Source organism: Brucella rhizosphaerae (genome assembly GCF_002252475.1).
Classification (GTDB): Bacteria; Pseudomonadota; Alphaproteobacteria; order Rhizobiales; family Rhizobiaceae; genus Brucella; species Brucella rhizosphaerae.
Map to the genome: position 1 here is coordinate 597735 of NZ_NNRK01000026.1, position 23434 is coordinate 621168.

The following is a 23434-nucleotide window of genomic DNA, read 5'->3' on the forward strand; positions in this document are numbered from 1 at the left end:
ATTCATACGCGCTCAGAAACTAAAAAATATTGCAGATGGTACATCTGGCTCGGCGATAATAGCACCAAAGAGGTATAGAAGTGCTGCCGCCGCCACAAGCCCGTCCACCCGATCCAATACACCGCCATGTCCGGGTAAAAGACGGCCCGAATCCTTTGCGCCAAACTGCCGCTTCACCCATGATTCTGCCAGGTCGCCAATCTGCGAGACAATGGACAGCAAAAGAGCGAGCAGCGGTACGATCCAGCTGCCGGGAGCCGCGACAAGCGACGCGACGAGAATACCTCCAGCAACAGCTGCCGCAGCGCCACCCAAAGCCCCTGACCAGGTCTTGTTTGGAGAAAAGCGCGGTGCAAGCTTAGGACCACCCAGAGCACGCCCATTGAAATATGCTGCAATGTCGGTCGACCATACGACGGCAAAAAGGAAACAGATGGCAGTGAAGCCAAACGGCTCATCACCACGCAACAGCGAAAGAGATACGGCTGAAAAGCCGGCATAGAACAGACCGGCGGCTGGCCATCCGCGCCCAGTCTTCCACTGCGTTGCCAGAAGAATGATACAACCGGCAAGCAGCACGCCAATCGTCAGCAATGCGCCTCGGTCGAGAATCAGAAGAATGAAAGTTGCAGACAGCCAGACCCAACCGAAGATGCGTGAAAATGAGGTCTGCTTTGTCGCACTGAGTTCGGTCCACTCGTAAAACATCGCCAAACCAATGGCGATAGAGAACAGAGTGAAACCCAACCCGCCTACCCAGGTCAGCCAGAGGGCCGCAGCGCCGAGAACAATGGCGGTCAGAATACGAGTTTGCAGATTTGACATTGATACCTTTCGGCTAACTTAAACTGTTAGAGCGACCTTTGTGCGCCCCACCGGGCCCAAGACGCTCCAGGCGGACAGGCAGCATCAAACCGCTGCGCCTTTTGCTGCAGTGCATTCGATTGCGGGTGAACACTCTTCATGCTCGTCGCGCACTTCTACACCACCGAAACGTCTGTCTCGCTGGCGGAACACTTCATAAGCAGCATCGAGGTCAGCAGGTTTGAAGTCCGGCCAGTGTCCCGGCACAAACAGAAATTCGGAATAAGCGGCCTGCCACAGCAGAAAATTGGAAAGCCGCATCTCACCGCTCGTGCGAATGATCAGATCGGGATCGGGAATACCTGCGGTATCGAGATTTGCAGAGATCAACTCAGCGGAGATTGATGAAGGGGCAAGAAGACCAGCTGCGACATCGCGCGCCAGACTTTTAACTGCACGCGCAATTTCATCACGCGAACCGTAATTGAAAGCGATAATCAGATTAAGGCCGGTGTTATGTCGGGTCAGTGTCTCGGCTTCACCGAGCAATGCACATATATCGGATGCCAACCCTTCCCGTTCGCCAATAATCCGCACCCGGACATTGTTGCGATGAAGTTCGGCAAGATCACGCCGGATGAAAAGCTTCAGCAATCCCATAAGATCGCCAACTTCCCCGCTTGGGCGTGACCAGTTTTCAGAAGAAAATGCAAAAAGGGTGAGATAGCCAAGGCCACGGTCACCCGCACCCCTCACCGTCTCGCGCAAAGCCTCAACACCTGCTCTATGACCGGCGCTGCGCGGTAAACCGCGTGCCTTCGCCCAACGGCCATTGCCATCCATAATAATGGCTATGTGGCGCGGATCGGACATGGCGAAGCTCTCCCTCATTGATAAATCAAGCAAGACCACCATCTGCTCCGGAAACCTATATCGCGCTTATAGAGCGCGACTTGGTTCCCATAAACGGCCAGACACTGGCAACATACTGTTTCTGGTATCGTTTGCTTCAAAACTCACTCAGGATAAGGATATCGAAATCCAGTGGGCTTTGAAATCACGATACGAGTGGAATGGATTTGACGTTTGAATCCCGACCGACGCAAATGTCGAAATCAGACCACTAGACCTGCATGATCTCGCCTTCCTTGACCGAAACAATCTTGTCCATTTCAGCGATGGTGTCATCCGTCAGCTTCTGAACTTTTTCAGAAAGGCCCCGGCCGTCATCCTGACTGATATCGCCGTCCTTCTCCAGCTTTTTCAACTGGTCCATACCATCGCGACGAACGTGACGCGCAGCAATACGGCCCTGTTCTGCATACTGATGCGCGATCTTGACCAGCTCTTTGCGGCGCTGCTCATTGAGTTCCGGCAAAGGAATACGAAGCGTCATGCCATCGGTGATTGGATTGAGGCCAAGACCGGATTCACGAATCGCACGCTCAACCGCGCCAACCATGCTCTTGTCCCATACAGAAACCGAAAGCATGCGTGATTCAGGCACAGTGATATTGGCGACCTGATTGATCGGCATTTCAGCGCCGTAGGCTGTAATCACGATTGGTTCGAGCAAGCTCGCAGAAGCGCGGCCCGTGCGCAGACCACCCAGGTCATGCTTCAGGGCGCTGACTGCGCCTTCCATGCGTCGCTTCAGGTCGTTGATGTCAAAAACATCGCTCATACATGTTCTCCTTCAGTGCACGGCAAGATAAACGATCGATATTCCCAATCAATCATCGGAAACGACTGTACAGCGTCCCTTGCCTTGCAGAATTTCGGCCAAGCCGCCGTTTTCATGGATGGAATAGACTATTATCGGAATGTTGTTCTCGCGCGCAAGGGCGACAGCAGCCGTATCCATCACCGCAAGCCCACGATCAAGAACTTCCTTGTGCGTGAGCTTGTCAAAACGTGTTGCATTCGGTTCCTTCTTCGGGTCGGCTGAATAAATGCCATCAACCTGCGTACCCTTCAGAAGCGCGTCGGCACCAATTTCGGCTGCGCGCAGTGCTGCGGCCGAATCTGTTGTGAAGAATGGATTGCCGGTACCACCTGCGAAAATCACAACCTTTCCCTCGTCCATATAGGCAGTCGCCTTTCTCTGGGAGAAACTCTCGCAAATTTCAGGCATTGCTATGGCAGAAAGAACAACGGCGTCCACGCCAATCTTGTGAAGCGATGTGCGCAGAGCCAGTGAATTGATCACTGTTGCGAGCATTCCCATATGGTCGCCCGTTACGCGGTCGCCACCCTTAGATGCGACTGCAACGCCACGGAAAATATTACCGCCGCCAATTACCACACCAACTTCAACGCCCAGTTCCCGGGCCTGAGCGATGTCGCTGGCAATGCGATCAGCAACTGAGACATCAATGCCAAAGCCCTGACTGCCCATCAATGCTTCACCGGAGGCTTTGAGGACAATGCGTTTATAGGCGGACTTAACGGACATGGAGTGTTCTCCGCAGATCATGATCACTGTTACTATTGGGGTTCCGATACACGAAGGGCACCGCGTTGTCACGCGATGCCCTTCATAATCAAAAGCCTTTTAAGCATTTCCAGCAAAAGTGCCTGAGCCTTTTGCGCAGAAGAATGCGTCAAGACACATCTAAAGCGTATTCCGAAACAGAATGCGCTTCAAAACAGAAGTGCTTAGCCCTTGGCAGCAGCAGCAACTTCAGCAGCGAAGTCGCTTTCTTCCTTCTCGATGCCTTCACCGAGAGCGATACGTGCAAAGCCAATGATCTTCGCAGGAGCGCCGATCGACTTTTCAGCTTCCTTGAGTGCTGCTTCAACAGTCAGGTCCGGATTGATAACGAAAGCCTGCGAAAGAAGAACAACTTCTTCGTAGAACTTGCGCATACGGCCTTCGATCATCTTTTCGATGATGTTGTCTGGCTTGCCGGATTCACGAGCCTGCTCGATGAAAATAGCCTTTTCACGCTCAGCAGCAGCCGGATCAACGTCAGCAGCAGTCAGTGCAAGCGGGTTGATAGCGGCAACGTGCATTGCGACCTGACGGCCAAATGCGTTTGCAGCTTCTGCGTCGCCAGCAGTTTCGATTGCAACGAGAACGCCGAGCTTGCCGAGGCCATCTGCAACGCCGTTGTGAATGTAGGTAGCAACTGCGCCCTGTGAAACTTCAAGAGCTGCCGAACGACGGAAGCTGATGTTTTCACCAATGGTTGCCACTGCGTCTTTTGCAGCCTGTGTTACCGACTTGCCGTCGATGTCTGCTGCAGCAACAGCTTCCGACGAACCATTGGTCGACAGAGCCGCCTGAGCGATCTTGCGTACGAGATCCTGGAAAGCATCGTTACGAGCAACGAAGTCGGTCTCGGAGTTGACTTCAACAACAACAGCCTTGTTGCCGGAAGCTGCAACACCAACCAGACCTTCGGCAGCCGTACGGCCAGCCTTTTTGTCAGCCTTAGCCATGCCCTTGGCGCGCAAGTAATCAACAGCGGCTTCGATATCGCCATTGGTTTCAGCAAGCGCTGCCTTGCAGTCCATCATGCCTGCGCCGGTCAGTTCGCGGAGTTCTTTAACCTGTGATGCGGAAATGCTCATTTTGTCGCCTTTCACGAAAGCGAAGGCACACCGAATGGGTGTGCCAACTTTTAACCAACGCTCACTGCGTCGGAACGAATGAAGTTATCCACCCGTCATGTGACGGATGGATGAAATTCATAAGCGCTGATTATGCGCCTGCAGCCGGAGCTGGAGCTTCGAGAGCTGGCTCAACAGGAGCTTCAGCCTGTGCGCCAACGTCGATGCCGAGAGCGCCCTGCTGACGTGCAATACCGTCGAGAGCAGCGCGTGCAACCAGATCGCAATAAAGAGCGATAGCGCGTGCAGCGTCGTCGTTACCTGGGATTGGGTAGTCGATCTGGTCTGGATCGCAGTTCGAATCGATCACAGCAACAACTGGAATGCCAAGACGCTTGGCTTCCTGGATAGCAATTGCTTCCTTGTTGGTGTCAACGATGAACATCAGGTCAGGAACAGAACCCATGTCCTTGATGCCGCCGAGTGCACGGTCGAGTTTTTCACGTTCGCGCTCAAGGTTCAGGCGTTCCTTCTTGGTGAAGCCGTGTGCTTCGCCAGAAAGGATTTCGTCGAGCTTGCGCAGACGCTGGATCGAGTTCGAGATCGTCTTCCAGTTGGTCATCATGCCGCCGAGCCAGCGTGCATTGACGTAATACTGAGCCGAACGGCCAGCAGCATCAGCAATGATGTCCGAAGCCTGGCGCTTGGTGCCAACGAAAAGAACGCGGCCGCCACGAGCAACAGTGTCCGAAACGATCTTCAGCGCGTTGTGCAGCAGAGGAACGGTCTGGGACAGATCGAGAATGTGGATGTTGTTACGGTCGCCATAGATGTATGGGGCCATCTTCGGGTTCCAGCGGTGGGTCTGGTGGCCGAAGTGGACGCCAGCTTCCAGAAGCTGACGCATGCTGAATTCAGGCAATGCCATCTGTATTTTCCTTTTCCGGTTGAACCTCCACGGGCTGAGGCGATTACTCGCCACCGGAGGCTGAAGCAGGATTTCTCCCTGCAAAAGCCCAATCCCGTGTGTGGAATAGGCGCGCTGTTAACTTATCGCGCCGATAAATGCAAGCCTTATGGTTTACATATGTGGTCAGGAGATGTTCCCTTCCCGGCAACCACCTTCACTTTCGCCACGCACTCCAGCAACCGTTATCCGACTTTTTCCGGCATTGCGGAGGAATGATGTGAAGAGATCAGCCACTGCTTTCCATTCCACATATACGTAAATGTATAACGGGCGAGTACTTTATGGCCATCGGCAAAGCGGAAAGAATAAACGCCATTATCGATTGCGTCATTGCAGCCAACCCGTATTGTGCGGCTCTCGATGTGCCCCACGGGACGCTTCTCCAAAAAATGTTCGAAATAATCGATGCGTTCATTGTCTGTCTTACGCACTCGGTTCGACATTGTTGGGAGAAGTACAGCATCATGTGCATAATTTGCGGCCACCTTGACCGCATCACCCGAACGCAAGGAATTGTTCCAACGTTCAAAAAGAGCCGCAATTTTCGGCTTGTCGACAGAAGTTCAATTCAACAATGAGCCAGACTTTCCATCGTTGTTGATGACGGGAGCAGCATACACTGTAGATGAAAGACAAAAAAGAAAAGCGACGGACAATAGTCTTTTCATAAAAACCTCTGAAATATAAATAATAATGCAATGTCTAAATTTTAAGGCGCCAGGATTAGACAATCAAGGCGCCTTAAATAGAATTCAATCATATATAAACAGGCGTTATTGAGGGCAATTACTCGGGACTTTCTTGTCATCATATACATCAAGCTTGACCAGTTTCCCGCGCATGGAAAAATCACCATAATCCATGGTCAGGTCGCGCGTGATCCCGTTTCGGTAAAGCTTGAAGTTGATGCGATAGATGGGCAGACCGTCCTGCTTTTCCTTGTCGTCGAAATAGGAAATCGTCACCGGCCAGACATTGTCCTTCGTGAACTTGCCCATGGCTTTGACTTCGTCGCTCTTGGCTTCCTGCGCTTTGCCGACAACAACTGTTGTTGCAACAACGCGATCCGCATCTTCCGACGCATCATATAATGACGTCTGGTAGAATCTCTCGCCGGCTTCCGCCTTGCCGATCAATTCTTCCATATGAGTCGTCGGAAACTGCGTTGCCTTTAGATCGAGGTTGTCTTCCTTGGGCTTTGAGAGGGCAACGACGGTCTTACCGTCTTCGACCTTGGCATCGCCGCGCACTTCCTTGACCAGTTCCTTGTCGACAAAGGTCTTGTTGACGAAACGGAAGTCCTTACCGTTGCCGCTTTCAAAGGTTGTCGTCTGCTGATCAGTCACGCGCTGCGGCTGCTCATCCATGTCGATGCGCGTTACGAAACGAAAATTCGTCGTATAGCCTTCGCAGGCTGAGCCATTGAACTCATAGACCATGCGGCCAGTCAGCCCACTGATCCCGGATTTCTCATCGGCACGATCCAATGTGAGATCATACACTGCGCGATGCGGAACCAACGTTACCGTCGAAGCTGCGGCGGCAATACCGACCGAACTACCCCAAACGCAAACCGCTGCTCCGCTTGCTGCAAATGCCATACTCAAAAAACGCATACATGAATCTCCCGATCTGTTGAGGAGCATGATAAAAAAACTCATGGCGGAAGCGAGGCAAAAAACGCACCCTCCCCAAAAGCTTCACCGATTCTATCTACTATATCGGGTGCGAAAGGCATTAAGTTAGTAAGGATTAATGGAATGACCGACACAATCGACAGCCGCCTTAAAAATCTGGGTATATCTCTTCCAGAAGCCGCAGCACCGGCTGCAAACTATGTGCCTTTCGCACAAACGGGCTCTCTGCTGCTCACATCGGGCCAGCTTCCACTGGAAAATGGCAAGCTCATTCATACCGGCCAGGTCGGCGATGCACTTACAGTTGCACACGGTCAGGCCGCAGCGCGCGCATGTGCCGTCAATATATTGGCTCAGGCAAAGGCAGCACTTGGCGACCTGAACAACATCAAACGGATTGTGAAAATCACCGTGTTCGTTTCATCGACCGCCGATTTCGTTGAGCAGCACCTGGTTGCCAATGGCGCATCTGACCTGCTCGTTGCGGTCCTTGGCGACGTGGGCAAGCATGCGCGCTCAGCGGTCGGCGTTGCAAGCCTGCCGCTCAATGCACCAGTTGAAATCGAAGCAATCATAGAGGTTGCATAAATGTCCTCTCCAGAATGGCTCAAGAAGCAACCAATTGCGCATCGTGGATTGCACGATCTGAACAAGCAGCGCTGGGAAAACACCCTTTCCGCCTTTGATGCTGCTGCAAAAGAAGGCTTTGCAATCGAATGCGATGTACACCTGACCAAAGATGGCGGTGTTATCGTTTTCCATGATGACGATCTCAAACGCCTTACGGGACGCGAAGGCCGCATCAGCGACCTGACACTCGCAGAGGCCACGGAGCTGCGTATTGGCGGCACCAGCGATCATGCACCAACACTGCGCCAGATGCTTGATCTGGTTGCCGGTCGTGTACCGCTGGTAATCGAGCTTAAGGGCATTGAAGGTCGTGACGATGGTCTGGTTGCCGCTGTGGCAAAAGAGCTGGCTTCATATAAGGGTGATGCTGCAATCATGTCCTTCGACCATCATCTTGTGCGTTTGTTTGCAAGCGACGCGCCTGGAGTTCCCGGCGGACTGACTGCGGAAGGCACACGCACCAAGGATTTTGAAGCACACTTCTCGATGCTCGCACATCAGATTTCATTCGTATCTTATAATGTGCATCATCTGCCAAACCCGTTTGTCAGCTTCGTTCGCGAAAAGCTCAGCCTTCCGGTCATCAGCTGGACGGTTCGCGATGCTGAGATGAGAAAGCACAGCGATCTCAATGTGGATCAGATTACCTTTGAAGGTTTCGATCCCCGAACTTTGGTTGCCTGATAGGAAAATTCGGCGATGAGCAAAGACGACAGGCAGACAGAGCAAAGCTTCGTTCTCCGAGTCGTCGAAGGCATCGGCGATTTTTCAGACGACGAATGGAACCACCTTGCCGGAACCTCCCGGCAAGGTGGAAATTACAATCCCTTTATTTCCCGCGCATTTTTAAATGCGCTCGAACAATCCGGTTCCGTTTCACAACATGCTGGCTGGTTGCCACGCCACTTGCGCCTTGAAGATGACAAAGGTTACCTCATCGGCGCTGTGCCGAACTACCTTAAAGGGCATAGTCAGGGCGAGTATGTCTTCGACCATGGCTGGGCCGATGCTTTCGAGCGCGCTGGTGGACGCTACTACCCCAAGTTTCAGGCCTCGGTTCCGTTCACACCCGCAACAGGCCCCCGATTACTCCATCATGCAGAGTTTGAACCGGAGGCAATTCGGGTTGCCCTCGCAACCGGGCTCCGACAACTGACAGATCAGACCGGCGCTTCCTCCGCGCATGTAACATTTGCGCCCGAAAGCGAGATGTCGGCGCTTGAATCAGCCGGATTTCTCCACAGAACAGATCAGCAGTTTCACTTTGTAAACAATGGCTTTTCTGAATATGATGATTTTCTAAATGAGCTTGTATCGCGAAAACGCAAAGCGCTCAAGAAGGAACGCCGAGACGCTCTATCGGAAGGTATCGAAATCGATTGGCTGACAGGCAACGAGCTCACAGAATCTATTTGGGACGCCTTTTATGAGTTCTATGTCGATACAGGCAGCCGCAAATGGGGCCGCCCTTACCTCAACCGTAAGTTTTTCTCGCTGATTGGCGAAACAATGGCCAACGACATATTGCTGGTCATGGCCAAGCGCGACGGACGCTATATTGCTGGGGCCATCAACTTCATCGGCAGCGACACGCTTTATGGGCGTCACTGGGGCTGCATCGAGGATCACCCCTTCCTGCATTTCGAGGTCTGTTACCATCAAGCCATCGACTTTGCGATTGACCGAAAATTGCGTGTTGTCGAAGCGGGGGCGCAAGGAGAACATAAACTCGCGCGAGGCTATGTGCCGGTTACAACCCATTCAGCACATTACATTGCGCATGAGGGTTTCCGCAGAGCAGTCAGCGATTATCTGGAACATGAGCGCCGCGAAGTCGAACAGATACATGTAGCACTGGAAGAGCATTCGCCTTTCAGGCACACATGAATGCACTCACATTGATAAAAGATTTAACTGGAGAGAAACGCATGTCTGCCACCTATGATGACAACAACATCTTCGCAAAAATTCTGCGCGGTGAAATTCCGTCGACGCGCGTTTACGAAACAGATCATGTTGTAGCGTTCATGGATGTCATGCCACAGGGAACGGGTCACACACTGGTTGTTCCCAAAGAACCATCACGTAATCTGCTCGATGCGAAGCCTGAAACGCTGGCTGAAACCATTCAGGCCGTGCAGACGATCGCCAACGCGGTCAAGAAGGCGTTCAACGCCGATGGTGTGACAGTCATTCAGTTTAATGAACCAGCAGCAGGCCAGACCGTTTATCATCTGCATTTTCATGTCATCCCGCGTTTTGAAGGCGTGGAGCTCAAGCCACATACCGGGAAAATGGAAGATGCCGCGACACTTTCAGCAAATGCTGAGAAAATTCGCGCAGTCCTTTGATAAGAATCGCCTTTATAAGCTTAGCAAACCGGCTACCAACAGTGCTTCGGCAACCAGAATGCCCACGAGCAGGCGCTTTCCAGCAATGAGATAGGCGACAAACCCGGCCGCTGCTGATCCAACACGCAGCCACATCGGGGAGTTAGCAAGCTCCCCGTTCGGATAGAGAATAAGTTGCGCTATGACGCCCGCGACGAGTGCCGTCGCCACACAGCGAACAAACACCAGAACTTCCGAATCTTCGCGTACACGACCGCCGACGATCACGCCCATCACGCGGAAAAGATATGTCGGAAGCGCGCCTGCAAGCAGGATAAAGATAAACGGCCACCACCAGTCGGAAAAACTATCCCAGTTCATTTGGCCACATCCTTGTTGGAGCTGCGTGACCGATGGAAAGCAAACGCAATCAATCCACCCACCACACCCGTCATCAAAAGATCATAGCCAGGTGCGAACTGATGGAAGATTGGGAACAAGACGATCCCTGAAACCATAGCGATCTGCCCTGCCCGTTCGCGCGCGGATCGCCAGAGTGACGTCAGAAAATACATCGGTGTGAGCATGAAAAGTGCGGCAAAGACCACCGGCGGAAATGACGCGGAAAGCAAATAAACCACGGCGACGACCAGCGCATTCGTGCCAACCAGCACCGTGCCAATTCCGGCGAAATAGCTTGTACGCATGTCGCGCGGAATATTGCGCAACTCCTCCATCGCCATAACCCAAGCCGTAACTGCAACAAAATGGCTGAGGGCTGCAAGCGTCAGTTTTCGCGTCTTTGGTCCTTTCAGTTCTGGTAAAAGTGCAACAACCATCGGCATCAAACGAACCGAAGACAAACCAACGGCCAGTGCCGCCGCTGGGATTGAAGCACCGGCACTGATTGCACCAATCAAAACCACCTTGGCAGGCAGCGCCCAGATGGTCAGCGTCATGAAGACGGCCTGCCCAACCGTTATACCGCTCTCAATCGCCAAGCCTGAAAAACCAATGAAGGAACTCATCAGCAAAATTGCAGGAACGCTGATTATGCGGCGCATACCACGAAAAAACCAACCCAAAGGGCCGGTCTGCTCCATTTGCTGAAGCTCAGAACTGGGAGGGCGACTCGAAGACATAAATGTAAATTAGAGCATTTGAGCCAGAACGTGCACCCATATTCAAAGCATCTGAACCAAAAGTGCGTGGCAGCTTTCCCATGGAAGGGCGCTTTAAACCTCAGCGTTATATTGGTTGTGATAGCCTCGCATAGCGGCCCGCATCACATGGTCTTTCAAAAGGGATGCACCAAGAAAAAGGCCCTTCCGAAGAAGGGCCTTTCTGTAGTGCTTATTTCTTGCGTGGCACTTTGGGTACCGACGACTTTGCCGTGGTGGATTTGGTTGCAGGCTTAGCCGAGACTTCTTCGTCCTTGCCAGCCAGCACCTTTTCCTTCTCAGCTTTTTTTGGTGCAGCTTTCTTGCGCTGTGGAAGCTTCTTCTCCGGAGGAATATCCTTCTTAGGCTTCACAGGCTTGTCGGCCATACTTTCAAGCACGAGATCGGTTTTGCCGTCGTCCTTCGTCGTCACATCAACACGAACGGTACCGCCATGCTTGAGCTTGCCAAACAGCACTTCATTGGCCAGAGGCTTCTTGATGTGCTCCTGAATGACGCGAGCCAGCGGACGTGCGCCCATGCGCTCGTCGTAACCCTTGTCAGCAAGCCATGCGATAGCAGATTCAGTCAGTTCAAAGGTCACACCACGTTCTGCAAGCTGGGCTTCAAGCTGGAGCACAAACTTCTGCACAACCTGATGAATAACCGGCACAGGCAGCGGACCGAATGGCACGATTGCATCGAGACGGTTGCGGAACTCCGGCGTAAACAGCCGGTTGATCGCTTCCATGTCGTCGCCTTCGCGTCGTGTCGAACCAAAACCGATCGCAGCCTTTGCCATATCGGCAGCGCCGGCATTGGTCGTCATGATCAGAATCACGTTGCGGAAGTCGATCTTCTTGCCGTTGTGATCGGTCAGCGAGCCATGATCCATGACCTGCAACAGAATGTTGTAAAGGTCTGGATGTGCCTTCTCGATTTCATCGAGCAGCAACACGCAATGCGGATGCTGATCAACACCATCGGTCAGAAGACCGCCCTGATCGAAGCCGACATAGCCGGGAGGTGCACCGATCAGACGCGATACAGTGTGACGCTCCATATATTCCGACATATCGAAACGAAGCAGTTCGACGCCCAGAGAGGATGCAAGCTGCTTGGCAACTTCTGTCTTACCGACACCTGTCGGGCCGGAGAACAGATAGGAACCAATTGGCTTATCCGGTTCACGCAAGCCTGCACGAGCAAGCTTGATCGCCGCCGACAGCGCCTCGATTGCCAGATCCTGACCATAGACAACCCGCTTGAGCTCCGCATCAAGATGCGCAAGCACAACCTCATCATCCTTGGAAACCGACTTGGGCGGAATCCGGGCCATAGTGGCAATGGTTGCTTCGATTTCCTTGACGCCAATTGTCTTCTTGCGCTTGTTTTCCGGCAGAAGCATCTGGCTTGCACCAGTTTCATCGATCACGTCGATGGCTTTGTCCGGCAACTTGCGGTCAGAGATATAGCGCGCGGAAAGCTCCACCGCCGATTTGATGGCATCAACCGTGTATTTGACTTTGTGGAAGTCTTCAAAATACGGCTTCAGGCCCTTCATGATCTCAATGGCATCAGGGATCGATGGCTCATTGACGTCAATCTTCTGGAAACGGCGGACCAGTGCACGGTCCTTCTCAAAGAACTGACGATATTCTTTATAGGTTGTCGAACCGATACAACGAATTGCACCCGAAGACAGAGCCGGCTTAAGCAGGTTCGATGCATCCATTGCACCGCCCGACGTGGCACCTGCACCAATCACCGTATGAATCTCGTCAATGAACAGAACCGCACCCGGATAATCTTCGAGCTCTTTCACAACCTGTTTCAGACGCTCTTCAAAATCACCGCGGTACCGTGTGCCGGCAAGCAGCGTACCCATATCGAGTGAAAAAATCGTGGCATCGGCGAGCGCTTCAGGTACTTCACCTTCAACGATACGCTTGGCCAGACCTTCTGCAATCGCGGTCTTGCCGACACCAGGATCACCCACATAAAGCGGATTGTTCTTGGAACGGCGGCAAAGAACCTGAATGGTACGACTGATTTCGCTATCGCGGCCGATCAATGGATCGATACGGCCCGATTTGGCTTTTTCGTTCAGATTGACACAATAGGCCGAAAGAGCATCCTGCTTTTTCTTTGTGCCTTCTTCCGGTTCTACGCTTGTACGCTCTTCGCTGGCGCTTTCCGCACCGCGCGGAGTGCGTGTTTCGCTGCTCTGCGTACGCTTTGAAATACCGTGTGAAATATAATTGACGGCATCATAACGCGTCATCTGCTGTTCCTGCAGGAAGTAAGCAGCATGGCTTTCACGTTCCGCAAAAATGGCAACGAGCACGTTTGCGCCGGTCACTTCCTCACGGTTTGAAGATTGAACGTGGATAACTGCGCGTTGAATCACGCGCTGGAAAGCTGCCGTGGGTTTGGAATCCTCATCATAGCCGGTGACGAGGTTATCCAGTTCACGGTCGATGTAATCTGTAACGATCCGTTTGAGATGCTCCAGATCGACGTTACAGGCGCGCATCACTGCACCTGCATCCTGATCGTCGATCAGGGCAAGCAAAAGGTGTTCGAGCGTTGCATACTCGTGATGCCGCTCGTTCGCGATGGTAAGCGCTTGATGCAGCGCCCTTTCAAGGCTGGGAGAAAACGATGGCATATGACCTCACTTTTTCTCCATTACACATTGTAATGGATGCTGGTTTTGGCGGGCAAAATCCATGACCTGACTAACCTTTGTCTCCGCGACTTCGTATGTAAACACACCGCATTCGCCGACACCGTGGTTATGGACATGCAACATTATACGCGTTGCATCGTCCATGTCTTTCTGGAAAAACCGTTGCAGGACATGAATGACAAACTCCATGGGAGTATAGTCATCATTGAGAAGCAGGACGCGATAGAGGCTTGGCTTCTTTGTTTTCGGCTGCGTACGCGTGACCACCACGGTACCGTTGTCCGGTCCGTTCCCGCCGTTGGTCTTGCTCTGCATGACTGGATTATACTGCCGCATGAAAACTATCACCCAATGCCCAGATGCCTGGGCCCAACTGTCTGCCTGCTTGCCCATATATGTAGGGCGTCATGCGCTGATTTTAAGCCCTTCGGCGGCACTTGCAACCGAGACTTATGACAAGCCCCAGCATTGGCACAATTATCTCGATAAGTTTATCGGGAAATTCCCGTTCTTTAAAAGGCAAACCACGCCGCATCACGACAACCAGGCGCTCGACTGAAAAAACTGACAGGCAATTTTTTTCAAAATTTATGAATAAGTCAGTTACCATAAACGGATTGGTAACGCTGATGACAGTAAGGTCTCGGAATTAGATTGCTGTGTGCCCTTTGCGCCGCAGTTCAAAAAAACCGGGATACAGGCAGGTCATCATCGTGCGTACCGCATTCAGTAAAGTCGCATACGCCTTGAAAAGAGCGGCGCAAGCCACCCTTCTTCTCGCTGTCGTAACAGGCTGTTCCACAGCCTCGACAACAGTGCCAGCCGTTGCAGCCAGCGAGCGGTATGCCGCGATCGTGATTGATGCAAACACGGGTAAAACGCTGTTTGCATCCAATGCAGACGCCAAGCGTTATCCTGCTTCGCTGACCAAGATGATGACGATGTACATGCTTTTCGAAGCGATGAAATCCGGTCGCATCAATAAAGATACCCGCATTCCGATCTCTGCCTATGCTGCCGCCCGTCCGCCGACAAAGATTGGCTTCAAGCCGGGTCAGAGCATTCGCGTTGAAGACGCTATCCTTGCCATGGTGACGAAGTCTGCCAATGACGTCGCCACGGCATCTGGCGAATTCCTCGGTGGTTCTGAGGAACGCTTTGCCCAGATGATGACGACCAAAGCCCGTCGTCTTGGCATGAGCAACACCACATTCCGGAATGCATCGGGCCTGCCGAACATGTCCCAGCAGACCACAGCTCGCGACATGGCGATCCTCAGCATTGCGCTTCGCCAGCACTTCCCCCAGGAATTCTCGTATTTCTCACGCCGCAATTTCGTGTTCCGTGGACAGACGATCAACGGTCACAACCGTTTGCTCGGTCGCGTTGAAGGCGTTGACGGCATCAAGACCGGTTACACCAATGCATCCGGCTACAACCTTGCCTCTTCCGTTAATCTCGATGGCCGCCGTCTGGTAGCAGTCGTCATGGGTGGCAATACCGGCGCAAGTCGCGACGCTCACATGACCCAGCTGATCCGTAAATACCTGCCTGCAGCCACACGCGGCCGCGCGTCCGAACCTCTCGTTGCAATGCGTGGAGAAGTTCCACAGGTCGTAGCATCTGTCGATCTTCCAAAGGCACGCAATGCGCCTGTTCCGGTTGCACGTCAGGTCACTGAAGTCGCCGACGTTATCAATGATGAAGCTGGTGAAGGTGATATCGATCAGCCACAGGTTCTGGCACTCGCTGCCCCTACACAGCGTCCGGCAGCGATGGCTGCGCAGGCAGCGGTTCGCCCGACGCCAAAGGCAGCAGTTCCTTCCGCACCTGCTCACGACATTGATCCCGTTACGACTGCTTCGGCCCCTGCAAACGGTGGCTGGGCAATCCAGGTCGGCTCGCTACCAAGTGAAGGCCAGGCACGTGACATGCTCGCCAAAGCTTCGGCTTCGGTTGGTGGCTCTCTGCGCTCTGCATCGCCTTACACAGAAACCTTCACCAAAGGCAGCTCCACTTTCTACCGTGCACGCTTTGTCGGCTTCTCCTCGAAGCAGGCTGCATGGGATGCATGTGCTTCGCTGAAGAAGAAGAACTTTGGCTGCTACGCAGTCGCGAATTAATTGCATTCCCGCAAAAGTGCGAAGCGTTTTTGCGGGGGACAATGCGACCAGAGAACAATCCGAACGCAAGAGGGATACCCCTTTTGCACCGCTTTAAACCCGAGATTTGTATTGCGTAGAGGGTTTCGAGATGTCGAATATGAATGAACCGATCGGACAATATGCCCTGAAGTCCAGCACTTGGGCCGAACAGGCACCTCGCCCTTCAGGACTGGGTTCCCTGTTTTCTGTTCAGGCTTTGAAGCAGGCAGCGATTCGCATTGCGGACGTGCGTAACGGCAAAGGTTTCCATACGCGCGATCTGGTGGGATTGCTGGTAAGCCACGCCGCTCGCAACCGCCGCATGGTACAGCCGCGCACGATGATGCGTATGACCTTGCCGGTCACATCAGACAAAGTTTCAGTACGTCTCACCATCGAAAGCTGAGAACGTCACAAGCGAAAACAAAAGGCCTGCCAGTTATGGCGGGCCTTTTTCGTTTCAAACGTATTCTTACAAATTGCTCTGAAGACAGACTGTCAGAGTAGCCCCAGAGCAGCGAGCTCCTGCCGCAGGTCGGATGGCAAAGCTGCCCTGCCCGATTTTCCTGCAGCTTCATCCAGTGGAACCTCATTTTCAGCGAGATAGCGCCAGCCCTGAAAGGCGCGCCGCGGCTGCCATTGGGTCGGGTGAATCTTGGGCTCGAGTATCAGATGGCAGCGGTTGATACCCTGTTCATCGGTAAAGGGGCGAATATCCAACAACCGCTGACGGCACTGCACATTGCCCTTGATCACCCAATAGAGCGAACCACCTTCAAGCAGCTCATCAACACGCTTGGGTACCATCCGCGTTGTATGAAACTGTTCAGGGACAAGCCCGCCAGCACGCTGCTCTGCAAGCCTGAAATCGATCCAGGCTGCGAGATCTTCGATGCTATCGCAGCCAACGCATAGTTTGACGAGATTAAGTGCCATGAGGTTGATTTAGCCAAGCTGAATGCAGGCTTCAAGTGATAAGAATGTTATTCTCAGCAGGCAACAACATTCACAGCAAGGCCACCCTGACTTGTTTCCTTGTAGCGCTCGCTCATATCATGACCAGTCTGACGCATAGTTTCGATACATGCATCAAGCGGCACAAAATGCTGACCGTCGCCTTTAACTGCCAGTGATGCAGCAGTCACGGCTTTCACTGCACCCAGAGCATTGCGCTCGATACAAGGCACCTGAACAAGCCCGCCCACAGGGTCACACGTCATACCAAGATGATGCTCGAGAGCAATTTCGGCAGCATTCTCGATTTGCTCCGGTGAGCCACCAAGCACAGCAGCAAGACCAGCTGCTGCCATGGCAGAAGCCGAACCGACCTCCCCCTGACAACCAACTTCGGCACCCGAAATTGAAGCATTGTGCTTGATCACACCACCGATTGCAGCGGAGGTCAGCAGAAAATCGCGAATACCCTTCTCATCGGCATCGTCGTGAAAATGCAAATAATAACGCAGAACCGCAGGCACAACGCCCGCCGCGCCATTGGTCGGAGCAGTCACAACACGACCGCCTGACGCATTCTCTTCATTGACTGCCATCGCATAAACAGACAGCCAGTCATTGGCGAGCAACGGATTGACCTTGTTATTGCGCCAATCGTCTTCCAACCGGTCAAAAAGCTGGCGCGCACGGCGGCGCACTTTCAAGCCACCCGGCATAATGCCATCACGGCTCAGACCGCGCTCAATGCAGCCGCGCATCGCGCCCCAGATGCGATCAAGACCTTCGTCCAGATCGAGACAGGACATATGGCATTCTTCGTTGGCGCGCTTCATATCAGCGATCGAAAGGCCGCTTGCGCGCGCCATCTCCAGCATTTCAGCGGCATTATTGAATGGATAAGGCACATCTGCCTTTTCCTCTTGCTTTCCGCCACTGGTCTGCACACGGCTGAGTTCTTCCGCGGTAACAACGAAGCCACCGCCAATCGAAAAGTATACGCGGCGAAGCAACAGGCGGTCGCTGCGATCATAAGCCTCGAAAGCCATACCATTTGCGTGGCCAGGCAAAGGCGTTTTGCGATCAAGAACCAGATCTGTCTTGGGATCAAACTGATAGACTGGATGGCCGGCAGGCTGAACGGTCTGCGCGCGCGAAACCTTTTCGACTTCGCTGTCCATGATGTCGGGATCGATCGAATCAGGTGTAAAACCGCAAAGACCGAGAACCACAGCGCGATCAGTCGCATGTCCAATGCCGGTATAGGCGAGCGAGCCATGAAGGCTGGCCTTCAGTCTATAAACCTTGGCATTGGCTGGTTTCGGCCAATTACCACTCAGCAGCTCATCGAGAAACATATGAGCAGCCGTCATCGGGCCCATAGTATGTGAACTCGAAGGCCCAATGCCAATCTTGTAAAGATCGAATACTGACAGAAACATTCTACACCTATTCCGACCCAAAGATGGGTAGAGCAATCTGATATGCATGTGCTCATCAGGCACGCGCAATAATATTACACCATTATCAGATAGCGTAGGAGACGAGCAACGGCAACAGAATGCCGAAATGCGGCATTAAATTTCTGGTTTACGCAATACCACAGCACGTCGCATTCTTGTTTGAATGCAAACGTCTGTTCTGTCGATGTTCAATGGGAAGCTCGATCCGAAAAGCCATTCAACTTTTCAGGAACTATCACGCCCGCATCAAGCAGAGAAAAGGTAAGCCATGAGAATGATTGTGGCGAGGCCAACGACTGCCCAGAGCGTAACGCCCCAGCAAGATTTTTGAACGGTTTCGTCCATGGAGATTTTTACAACCTTGTTGTGCAACTCTTATAAGCAGCGTCCTTCACAACGCTGTTACCGGAGATATAATCCTGAAGTCTATGAAACGCAACTGTGAAAGATGGCGGAAATGCGACGCACTTAACCACCTCATCACATGGCCTTTCAAAAACTGGTTTAGTATCAGAACCTTAACAACAGGTATGTTTAACAAAAGCTTTAAAGTCACGGCAGAAATGCGGCATCAGGTTTGAGGCAGCAACATATCTGTCTTACCGGTTAGCCAGTATGCAGTCAGCCCTACCCACTCGCGCATAGCCACACTGAAGCGCGACAAGGCCTCATTGGGCGATTCCAGATATAGTGAGAGGCTCTGTTTCGCAGGTGTTTTGTAGTCAACCGGCCACGCAACGACGTCAAAATCTGCTTTGCGGAAACAACCGATTGAACGCGGCATATGATATGCCGACGTCACCAGAAGCCATGTTTCGCCGGGCTTTGGCTCTGCCAGTGCCTTTGAAAACTCTGCATTTTCAACCGTATTGCGTGATTTGTTCTCAAAAATGAAACGGTCGCCCGAAAAACCAAGGTCGGCCAGCATCGTGCGCGTGCTGTCGGCTTCAGGCGCCCCCTCTTCAAAAAAAGCGCCATCTCCACCCGAAACGATGACCTTTGCATCAGGATAAAGCCGGGCAAGCCGCATTGTTTCGAATATGCGGTCAGCCGCACTATTCAGCTCAAATCCCGGTCTGCCAGCATTGATATCGCCATTCATATAGCCGCCCAGAACCACAATACCATCCACACGCTGGGGCAGCTCGGTCTGCTTCGGGAAGCGATCTTCCAGCGGAGCAAGAAGTAAGGAACCAAGTGTCGTGTAGGCGCTGATAAACAAGACAACAGCGCCAACGACCAGCGTTGTGAGGCCCAACCGTCTGAATCCCGCCCAAATCAGCACAAGTGCGAGAAGCAGAAACACGAAGATGATCGTCAACGGTTGGAAAAACAGCCAGAAAAGTTTGGAAACACTGAAAAACAATGCGATCTCCGACGATAAGCTACACATTTCAACCGAGCCTGAACGAATCCGGTTATTTGACATACTATAGCCATGCAATCGCATGTGATAGAAATCTGCTCGACTCTTATTGCCAAAGCTCAGGAAGCCATATGCAGAGCAATGCTGAAACGAATTTAAGGCCTTCAAGCCGTCCGCGACTGGAGCGCATAGACATCGCGCGCGGCATAGCGCTCATTGCGATGGCGATCTATCATTTCGGCTGGGATCTCGAATTTTTTGGCTATATGGAGCCGGCAACCACCGCGCATGGCGGATGGAAGCTGTTTGCGCGCTGCATCGCATCAAGCTTCCTGTTTCTTGTGGGGTTCAGCCTCGTTCTCGCACATGGTCGTACCATTCGCTGGAATGCAATGGGAAAACGTCTGTTGCAGATCGCAGCGGCCGCCGCGGCCATTTCGGCAGTGACATATTACATGTCGCCCGACAACTTCATCTTCTTTGGCATTCTGCATCAGATCGCACTTGCCAGTGTGCTTGGTCTGCTGTTTCTGCGCCTGCCACCCATCGTGACATTCGTGGTTGCAGCTTTCGTCATCACGGCGCCGTTTTATGCTCAATCTGACATTTTCAACCAGATGTGGCTTGCCTGGATCGGGCTTTCAACAGTTCCGCCCCGCTCCAACGACTATGTGCCGTTATTCCCATGGTTTGGCGCTGTGTTGCTTGGTATTGCGACTGCCCGGCTTTTCGAGCGTTTCAATTGGCTTCCAGTGCTTTCGGGAGGTATTCAACCGCAATTTCTGCAAAAGCCGCTGATCTTTATCGGTCGCCATAGCCTTGCATTCTATCTGATCCATCAGCCGGTATTGATCGGGCTGGTCTATGTCTTTTCACAGATCATGCCGCCTGCACAACCAGCGCCACGTGAGGCATTTACCCAATCCTGCGTATCATCCTGTATGCAGAATGGCAGCGAAACACTCTGCTTGCAGTTTTGTGGATGCGTTGTTCAAGAGTTGGACAAGGCAAAGCTGTTTGACGATGTCTTCAGTGGAAAAGTTGACCAGAACAACAATAGTACGGTCCAGCAAATCGCCCAGATGTGCTCACCCGTGCCGGATAGCCAGCCTTAGAGCAGTTCCTTTTGATACTGAAGCAACCGCTCTGACCATTTGTTGCGCATTTTCATACGCAAAACCAGTTCCCACGGTTGGAGAAAATGCTTTAAATCAGGTGGAAACACCGAGCTCAGCCAGACGTTCAATGCAGGCTTCTTCAACCTGATCAAGCTCGGAAAGAGTCTCATCAATATCTCGACGCTTCTGCCGAAGATCGGCACGCTTTTCTTCGACGCGCTTCATGAGTAACTTGAGTTGACCGGTTTCACCCGGCGGCTCACGATACATCTGGACGATTTCATGGATTTCGGCAATCGAGAATCCAAGGCGTTTTCCGCGCATGATTTGCTTGAGAAGGTGCCGATCAGAAGGCCTGAACAAGCGTGTGCGGCCACGCCGCACAGGCGCGATCAACCCCTCATCCTCATAAAAACGCAGTGTCCGGGTCGATATTCCGAATTCCCGCGTCAGCTCTGTGATCGTATAATATTCGCGCACTACAATATCCAGTCTCGCAATATGCAGGCGATTGTTGTGCAACCGCATTTACGTAAAAGTCAATATTAAACCGTCACAATCACTAATATTGCTTATAAGTGGCTGCCACATTTAGCTCATGGCCTTGCCATCATAGTGCCGCTCATGCGTTATGAAGTGATAACAGGATTGGTAACTGACAGCGATTCATGCGGCGCTCTATTAAATTCACCCTCATTGGACTGGTTATTGTTGCGCTCGCGGGTGCAGCACCTTTTGCAGTTGAACCTGTGGTCCAGAAGATCGGAGAAGGTTCGATCCGACAACTTGCAAGAGACGGTAAGTTCTGCACAACGGATAATTGTGAAGAAGGCATCAATTATGCGATTGGCTTCCTCGAAACCAATTACGGCCTCTCCCCCGAAAATGTTAAATGGTGTATGGGCGTCGATGTTATCGCGCATTATGAATTGCCGTTTGGCAATGGACTGAAAAAGACGGTCACTGATCGAATGTATCAGCGTTGCGGCGATCCTGATCAGGACGAGCCTGTCGGAAACTACACGGCAGAATAGAAGGCCCTTTATTGAATGACGCGACTTTTGCGCCTTGCCGCCTGGCTGGCTCTGGCACTGATCCTTATCGTAACGATCAGCCCGATCCAGTTTAGGCCGATCACTGGTGAGCCAGCTGATGTGGAACGTTTCGCGGCCTTCTTTCTTGTTGGATTCCTGTTTGCACTCGCCTATCCACGCCACTGGCTGGCAGTGTTGATACTGACTGTGGGTTGCGCAGGCATGTTTGAATTGCTTCAGCGTTTAGCGCCCGGCCGCCACGGCGAATTAGCAGACTTTGTCTTTAAGGCTGTCGGAGCAATAGGCGGCGTTTGCATTGGACGCGGCCTTAGCCTACTGCCGTTCTTTTCAAAGAGAACAGGAACCTGACACCCGACCTTATGCCTTCTTCGTTGGAACCAAACTGATGCATGTGCGTTTTATCAGCATCAATTCCAACGGAGGTTTGAAATGGCCGATAACAAAACAGCTAACGACGTTCAGCAGGCTCTGGAACAACAGGTTTCTGAATTGCGCGGTGAGCTGAAACGCCTGTCAAAGTCTTTGGCATCCCGCACAAGTGACTTGAGAGATACCGCTGAAGACGCTTTGGATGATGCATCCGGTCGTTTCCGCCATGCAGCTCAGGCTGTACGCGAGCGTGGTCAAGCCGTGGCAGAAACAGTTAAGGAAAACCCTGGCACTGCAACAACATTGTTCGGTACCGCAGGCATCCTGGGCATCCTGATCGGCGTCGCAATTGGTTGCGCGCTCTCTGATCGCCGCTAACAGCTGCTGGAGCGCCGTGCATCCTGGTGGGCGCACAAACGGCTTTCTGACAGTTTAAATTGGAAGTAAGACTCCTCCTGACTAACCCGCGCCTCCACAGCGCGGGTTTTCTTATGGGCTTTACCCACAGCATCAACACTGCTACTCGAAAGCCATTGGCAATCTGCCACCGGTCGCAGCCTACCCGGTTAAAACAAGGACAAGCGCTTGATACACAGGCGCTATAAGACTGCACCGTGGCTTTTATAAAGGCACGCAAATGTCTGAAAAGACAATATATTCCGATCTCCAGCAACTTGGATCAAACACGACCGTCCCGCAATCACCTGAAGAGGCTGTGCTGGAACGAGTGGCAAATCCCCAGGCCGGAACCCCCTATTGCATTCGCTTCACTGCGCCTGAGTTTACCTCGCTCTGCCCCATGACGGGACAACCAGACTTCGCACATCTGATGATCGATTATGTTCCGGGAGAATGGCTCGTTGAAAGCAAATCGCTCAAGCTTTTCCTGTTTTCATTCCGCAATCACGGTGCGTTTCATGAAGACTGCACCGTGACAATCGGCAAGCGTCTTGTTGAACTGCTGCAACCCGAATGGCTTCGCATTGGTGGCTACTGGTATCCGCGCGGTGGCATCCCGATTGACGTGTTCTATCAAACAGGTGCAGCACCTCAGAATGTCTGGATTCCTGAACAGTCTGTGCCCAATTATCGCGGTCGCGGCTGATCACAAATAACTGTATCTGGTGGTCCGTATTAATGGGAACCGCTCTATTGCCGCTATGCACCACGATGCCTATTATCGGTATCAA

Annotated in this window: 28 protein-coding genes; 12 read left to right on the forward strand and 16 right to left on the reverse strand. The window is 52.5% G+C overall.

Translation table 11 applies throughout. From position 1 onward, the window contains the following. Positions 1–12: 12 nt before the first annotated feature. The 8 genes from CEV32_RS12230 to eipB form a co-directional block, all read right to left on the reverse strand. Complete coding sequence (locus CEV32_RS12230; RefSeq protein WP_094577379.1) at positions 13–825, reverse strand: phosphatidate cytidylyltransferase; 813 nt, start codon at positions 823–825, stop codon at positions 13–15. A gap of 84 nt (positions 826–909) precedes the next feature. Continuing rightward, on the reverse strand, positions 910–1695 hold the full coding sequence (locus CEV32_RS12235; protein ID WP_268876692.1) for an isoprenyl transferase: 786 nt from the start codon (positions 1693–1695) through the stop codon (positions 910–912). Between the two features lie 232 nt (positions 1696–1927). Further along, a complete protein-coding gene (gene frr, locus CEV32_RS12245) occupies positions 1928–2488 on the reverse strand; it encodes a ribosome recycling factor (RefSeq protein ID WP_094577382.1) in 561 nt (186 codons plus the stop codon). A 48-nt stretch (positions 2489–2536) separates the two neighbouring features. Then, a complete protein-coding gene (gene pyrH / locus CEV32_RS12250) occupies positions 2537–3259 on the reverse strand; it encodes a UMP kinase (protein WP_094577383.1) in 723 nt (240 codons plus the stop codon). Positions 3260–3462: 203 nt separating this feature from the next. Next, positions 3463–4380: a translation elongation factor Ts gene (tsf, locus tag CEV32_RS12255; protein ID WP_094577384.1), complete on the reverse strand. Its 918-nt coding sequence runs from the start codon at positions 4378–4380 to the stop codon at positions 3463–3465. A 130-nt stretch (positions 4381–4510) separates the two neighbouring features. After that, on the reverse strand, positions 4511–5287 hold the full coding sequence (gene rpsB / locus CEV32_RS12260) for a 30S ribosomal protein S2 (protein ID WP_094577385.1): 777 nt from the start codon (positions 5285–5287) through the stop codon (positions 4511–4513). Between the two features lie 224 nt (positions 5288–5511). After that, complete coding sequence (locus CEV32_RS12265; RefSeq protein WP_094577386.1) at positions 5512–5871, reverse strand: SgcJ/EcaC family oxidoreductase; 360 nt, start codon at positions 5869–5871, stop codon at positions 5512–5514. 231 nt (positions 5872–6102) lie between these two features. Then, complete coding sequence (eipB, locus tag CEV32_RS12270) at positions 6103–6945, reverse strand: cell envelope integrity protein EipB (protein WP_094577387.1); 843 nt, start codon at positions 6943–6945, stop codon at positions 6103–6105. 144 nt (positions 6946–7089) lie between these two features. Here eipB and CEV32_RS12275 point away from each other — a divergent pair, with 144 nt between their 5' ends. Genes CEV32_RS12275 through CEV32_RS12290 form a run of 4 tightly spaced genes read left to right on the forward strand, consistent with a single transcriptional unit; the run spans position 7090 to position 9947 of the window. After that, positions 7090–7554 (forward strand): RidA family protein, encoded by a 465-nt coding sequence (locus CEV32_RS12275; protein ID WP_094577388.1) that lies wholly within the window; start codon positions 7090–7092, stop codon positions 7552–7554. After that, a complete protein-coding gene (locus CEV32_RS12280) occupies positions 7555–8280 on the forward strand; it encodes a glycerophosphodiester phosphodiesterase (protein ID WP_094577389.1) in 726 nt (241 codons plus the stop codon). Between the two features lie 15 nt (positions 8281–8295). After that, complete coding sequence (locus CEV32_RS12285; protein WP_094577390.1) at positions 8296–9483, forward strand: GNAT family N-acetyltransferase; 1188 nt, start codon at positions 8296–8298, stop codon at positions 9481–9483. A gap of 41 nt (positions 9484–9524) precedes the next feature. Further along, the gene (locus tag CEV32_RS12290) at positions 9525–9947 is read left to right on the forward strand and encodes an HIT family protein (protein ID WP_094577391.1); all 423 of its coding nucleotides are present in this window, start codon (positions 9525–9527) and stop codon (positions 9945–9947) included. A 12-nt stretch (positions 9948–9959) separates the two neighbouring features. Here CEV32_RS12290 and CEV32_RS12295 read toward each other — a convergent pair whose 3' ends face one another. The 4 genes from CEV32_RS12295 to clpS form a co-directional block, all read right to left on the reverse strand. Then, a complete protein-coding gene (locus CEV32_RS12295; protein ID WP_094577392.1) occupies positions 9960–10307 on the reverse strand; it encodes an AzlD domain-containing protein in 348 nt (115 codons plus the stop codon). Then, complete coding sequence (locus tag CEV32_RS12300) at positions 10304–11029, reverse strand: AzlC family ABC transporter permease (RefSeq protein WP_235818806.1); 726 nt, start codon at positions 11027–11029, stop codon at positions 10304–10306. Before CEV32_RS12300 ends, CEV32_RS12295 begins: the two co-directional genes overlap by 4 nt. A 250-nt stretch (positions 11030–11279) precedes the next feature. Continuing rightward, entirely contained in the window at positions 11280–13757 is a 2478-nt protein-coding gene (gene clpA / locus CEV32_RS12305) for an ATP-dependent Clp protease ATP-binding subunit ClpA (RefSeq protein ID WP_094577394.1), read from the reverse strand. A 6-nt stretch (positions 13758–13763) separates the two neighbouring features. Next, positions 13764–14114, reverse strand: coding sequence for an ATP-dependent Clp protease adapter ClpS (gene clpS / locus CEV32_RS12310; protein ID WP_208620846.1), 351 nt, complete (start codon positions 14112–14114; stop codon positions 13764–13766). Between clpS and CEV32_RS23430 the strand changes: the two genes are divergently transcribed. The 3 genes from CEV32_RS23430 (at position 14113) to CEV32_RS12320 (ending at position 16328) form a co-directional block, all read left to right on the forward strand. Continuing rightward, the gene (locus CEV32_RS23430) at positions 14113–14337 is read left to right on the forward strand and encodes a hypothetical protein (RefSeq protein WP_143128823.1); all 225 of its coding nucleotides are present in this window, start codon (positions 14113–14115) and stop codon (positions 14335–14337) included. The genes clpS and CEV32_RS23430 overlap by 2 nt on opposite strands. A gap of 154 nt (positions 14338–14491) precedes the next feature. Continuing rightward, entirely contained in the window at positions 14492–15901 is a 1410-nt protein-coding gene (locus CEV32_RS12315) for a D-alanyl-D-alanine carboxypeptidase (RefSeq protein WP_094577395.1), read from the forward strand. 130 nt (positions 15902–16031) lie between these two features. Further along, the gene (locus CEV32_RS12320) at positions 16032–16328 is read left to right on the forward strand and encodes a hypothetical protein (RefSeq protein WP_094577396.1); all 297 of its coding nucleotides are present in this window, start codon (positions 16032–16034) and stop codon (positions 16326–16328) included. Between the two features lie 92 nt (positions 16329–16420). On the opposite strand, the gene CEV32_RS12325 is transcribed toward CEV32_RS12320, so the two are convergent. From CEV32_RS12325 to CEV32_RS12335, 3 genes are all read right to left on the reverse strand, one after another. Continuing rightward, positions 16421–16858: a DUF1489 family protein gene (locus tag CEV32_RS12325; RefSeq protein WP_094577397.1), complete on the reverse strand. Its 438-nt coding sequence runs from the start codon at positions 16856–16858 to the stop codon at positions 16421–16423. 53 nt (positions 16859–16911) lie between these two features. Beyond that, positions 16912–18315 (reverse strand): L-serine ammonia-lyase, encoded by a 1404-nt coding sequence (locus CEV32_RS12330; protein WP_094577398.1) that lies wholly within the window; start codon positions 18313–18315, stop codon positions 16912–16914. 592 nt (positions 18316–18907) lie between these two features. Beyond that, a complete protein-coding gene (locus CEV32_RS12335) occupies positions 18908–19702 on the reverse strand; it encodes a YdcF family protein (RefSeq protein ID WP_094577399.1) in 795 nt (264 codons plus the stop codon). Positions 19703–19833: 131 nt separating this feature from the next. On the opposite strand from CEV32_RS12335, the gene CEV32_RS12340 reads away from it, so the two are divergent. Then, positions 19834–20817 carry a heparan-alpha-glucosaminide N-acetyltransferase gene (locus CEV32_RS12340; protein ID WP_094577400.1) on the forward strand — a complete coding sequence of 328 codons (984 nt, stop codon included), beginning with the start codon at positions 19834–19836 and terminating at the stop codon, positions 20815–20817. Between the two features lie 96 nt (positions 20818–20913). Here the strand turns inward: CEV32_RS12340 and CEV32_RS12345 are convergent, their stop codons facing one another. Continuing rightward, on the reverse strand, positions 20914–21300 hold the full coding sequence (locus tag CEV32_RS12345; RefSeq protein ID WP_094577492.1) for a MerR family transcriptional regulator: 387 nt from the start codon (positions 21298–21300) through the stop codon (positions 20914–20916). A gap of 188 nt (positions 21301–21488) precedes the next feature. Here CEV32_RS12345 and CEV32_RS12350 point away from each other — a divergent pair, with 188 nt between their 5' ends. The 4 genes from CEV32_RS12350 (at position 21489) to queF (ending at position 23349) form a co-directional block, all read left to right on the forward strand. Next, positions 21489–21854: a hypothetical protein gene (locus tag CEV32_RS12350; protein ID WP_094577401.1), complete on the forward strand. Its 366-nt coding sequence runs from the start codon at positions 21489–21491 to the stop codon at positions 21852–21854. 15 nt (positions 21855–21869) lie between these two features. After that, the gene (locus tag CEV32_RS12355; RefSeq protein WP_094577402.1) at positions 21870–22223 is read left to right on the forward strand and encodes a VanZ family protein; all 354 of its coding nucleotides are present in this window, start codon (positions 21870–21872) and stop codon (positions 22221–22223) included. Positions 22224–22304: 81 nt separating this feature from the next. After that, on the forward strand, positions 22305–22622 hold the full coding sequence (locus CEV32_RS12360) for a DUF883 family protein (protein WP_094577403.1): 318 nt from the start codon (positions 22305–22307) through the stop codon (positions 22620–22622). Between the two features lie 259 nt (positions 22623–22881). Further along, the gene (queF, locus tag CEV32_RS12365; RefSeq protein ID WP_094577404.1) at positions 22882–23349 is read left to right on the forward strand and encodes a preQ(1) synthase; all 468 of its coding nucleotides are present in this window, start codon (positions 22882–22884) and stop codon (positions 23347–23349) included. Positions 23350–23434: the final 85 nt, after the last annotated feature.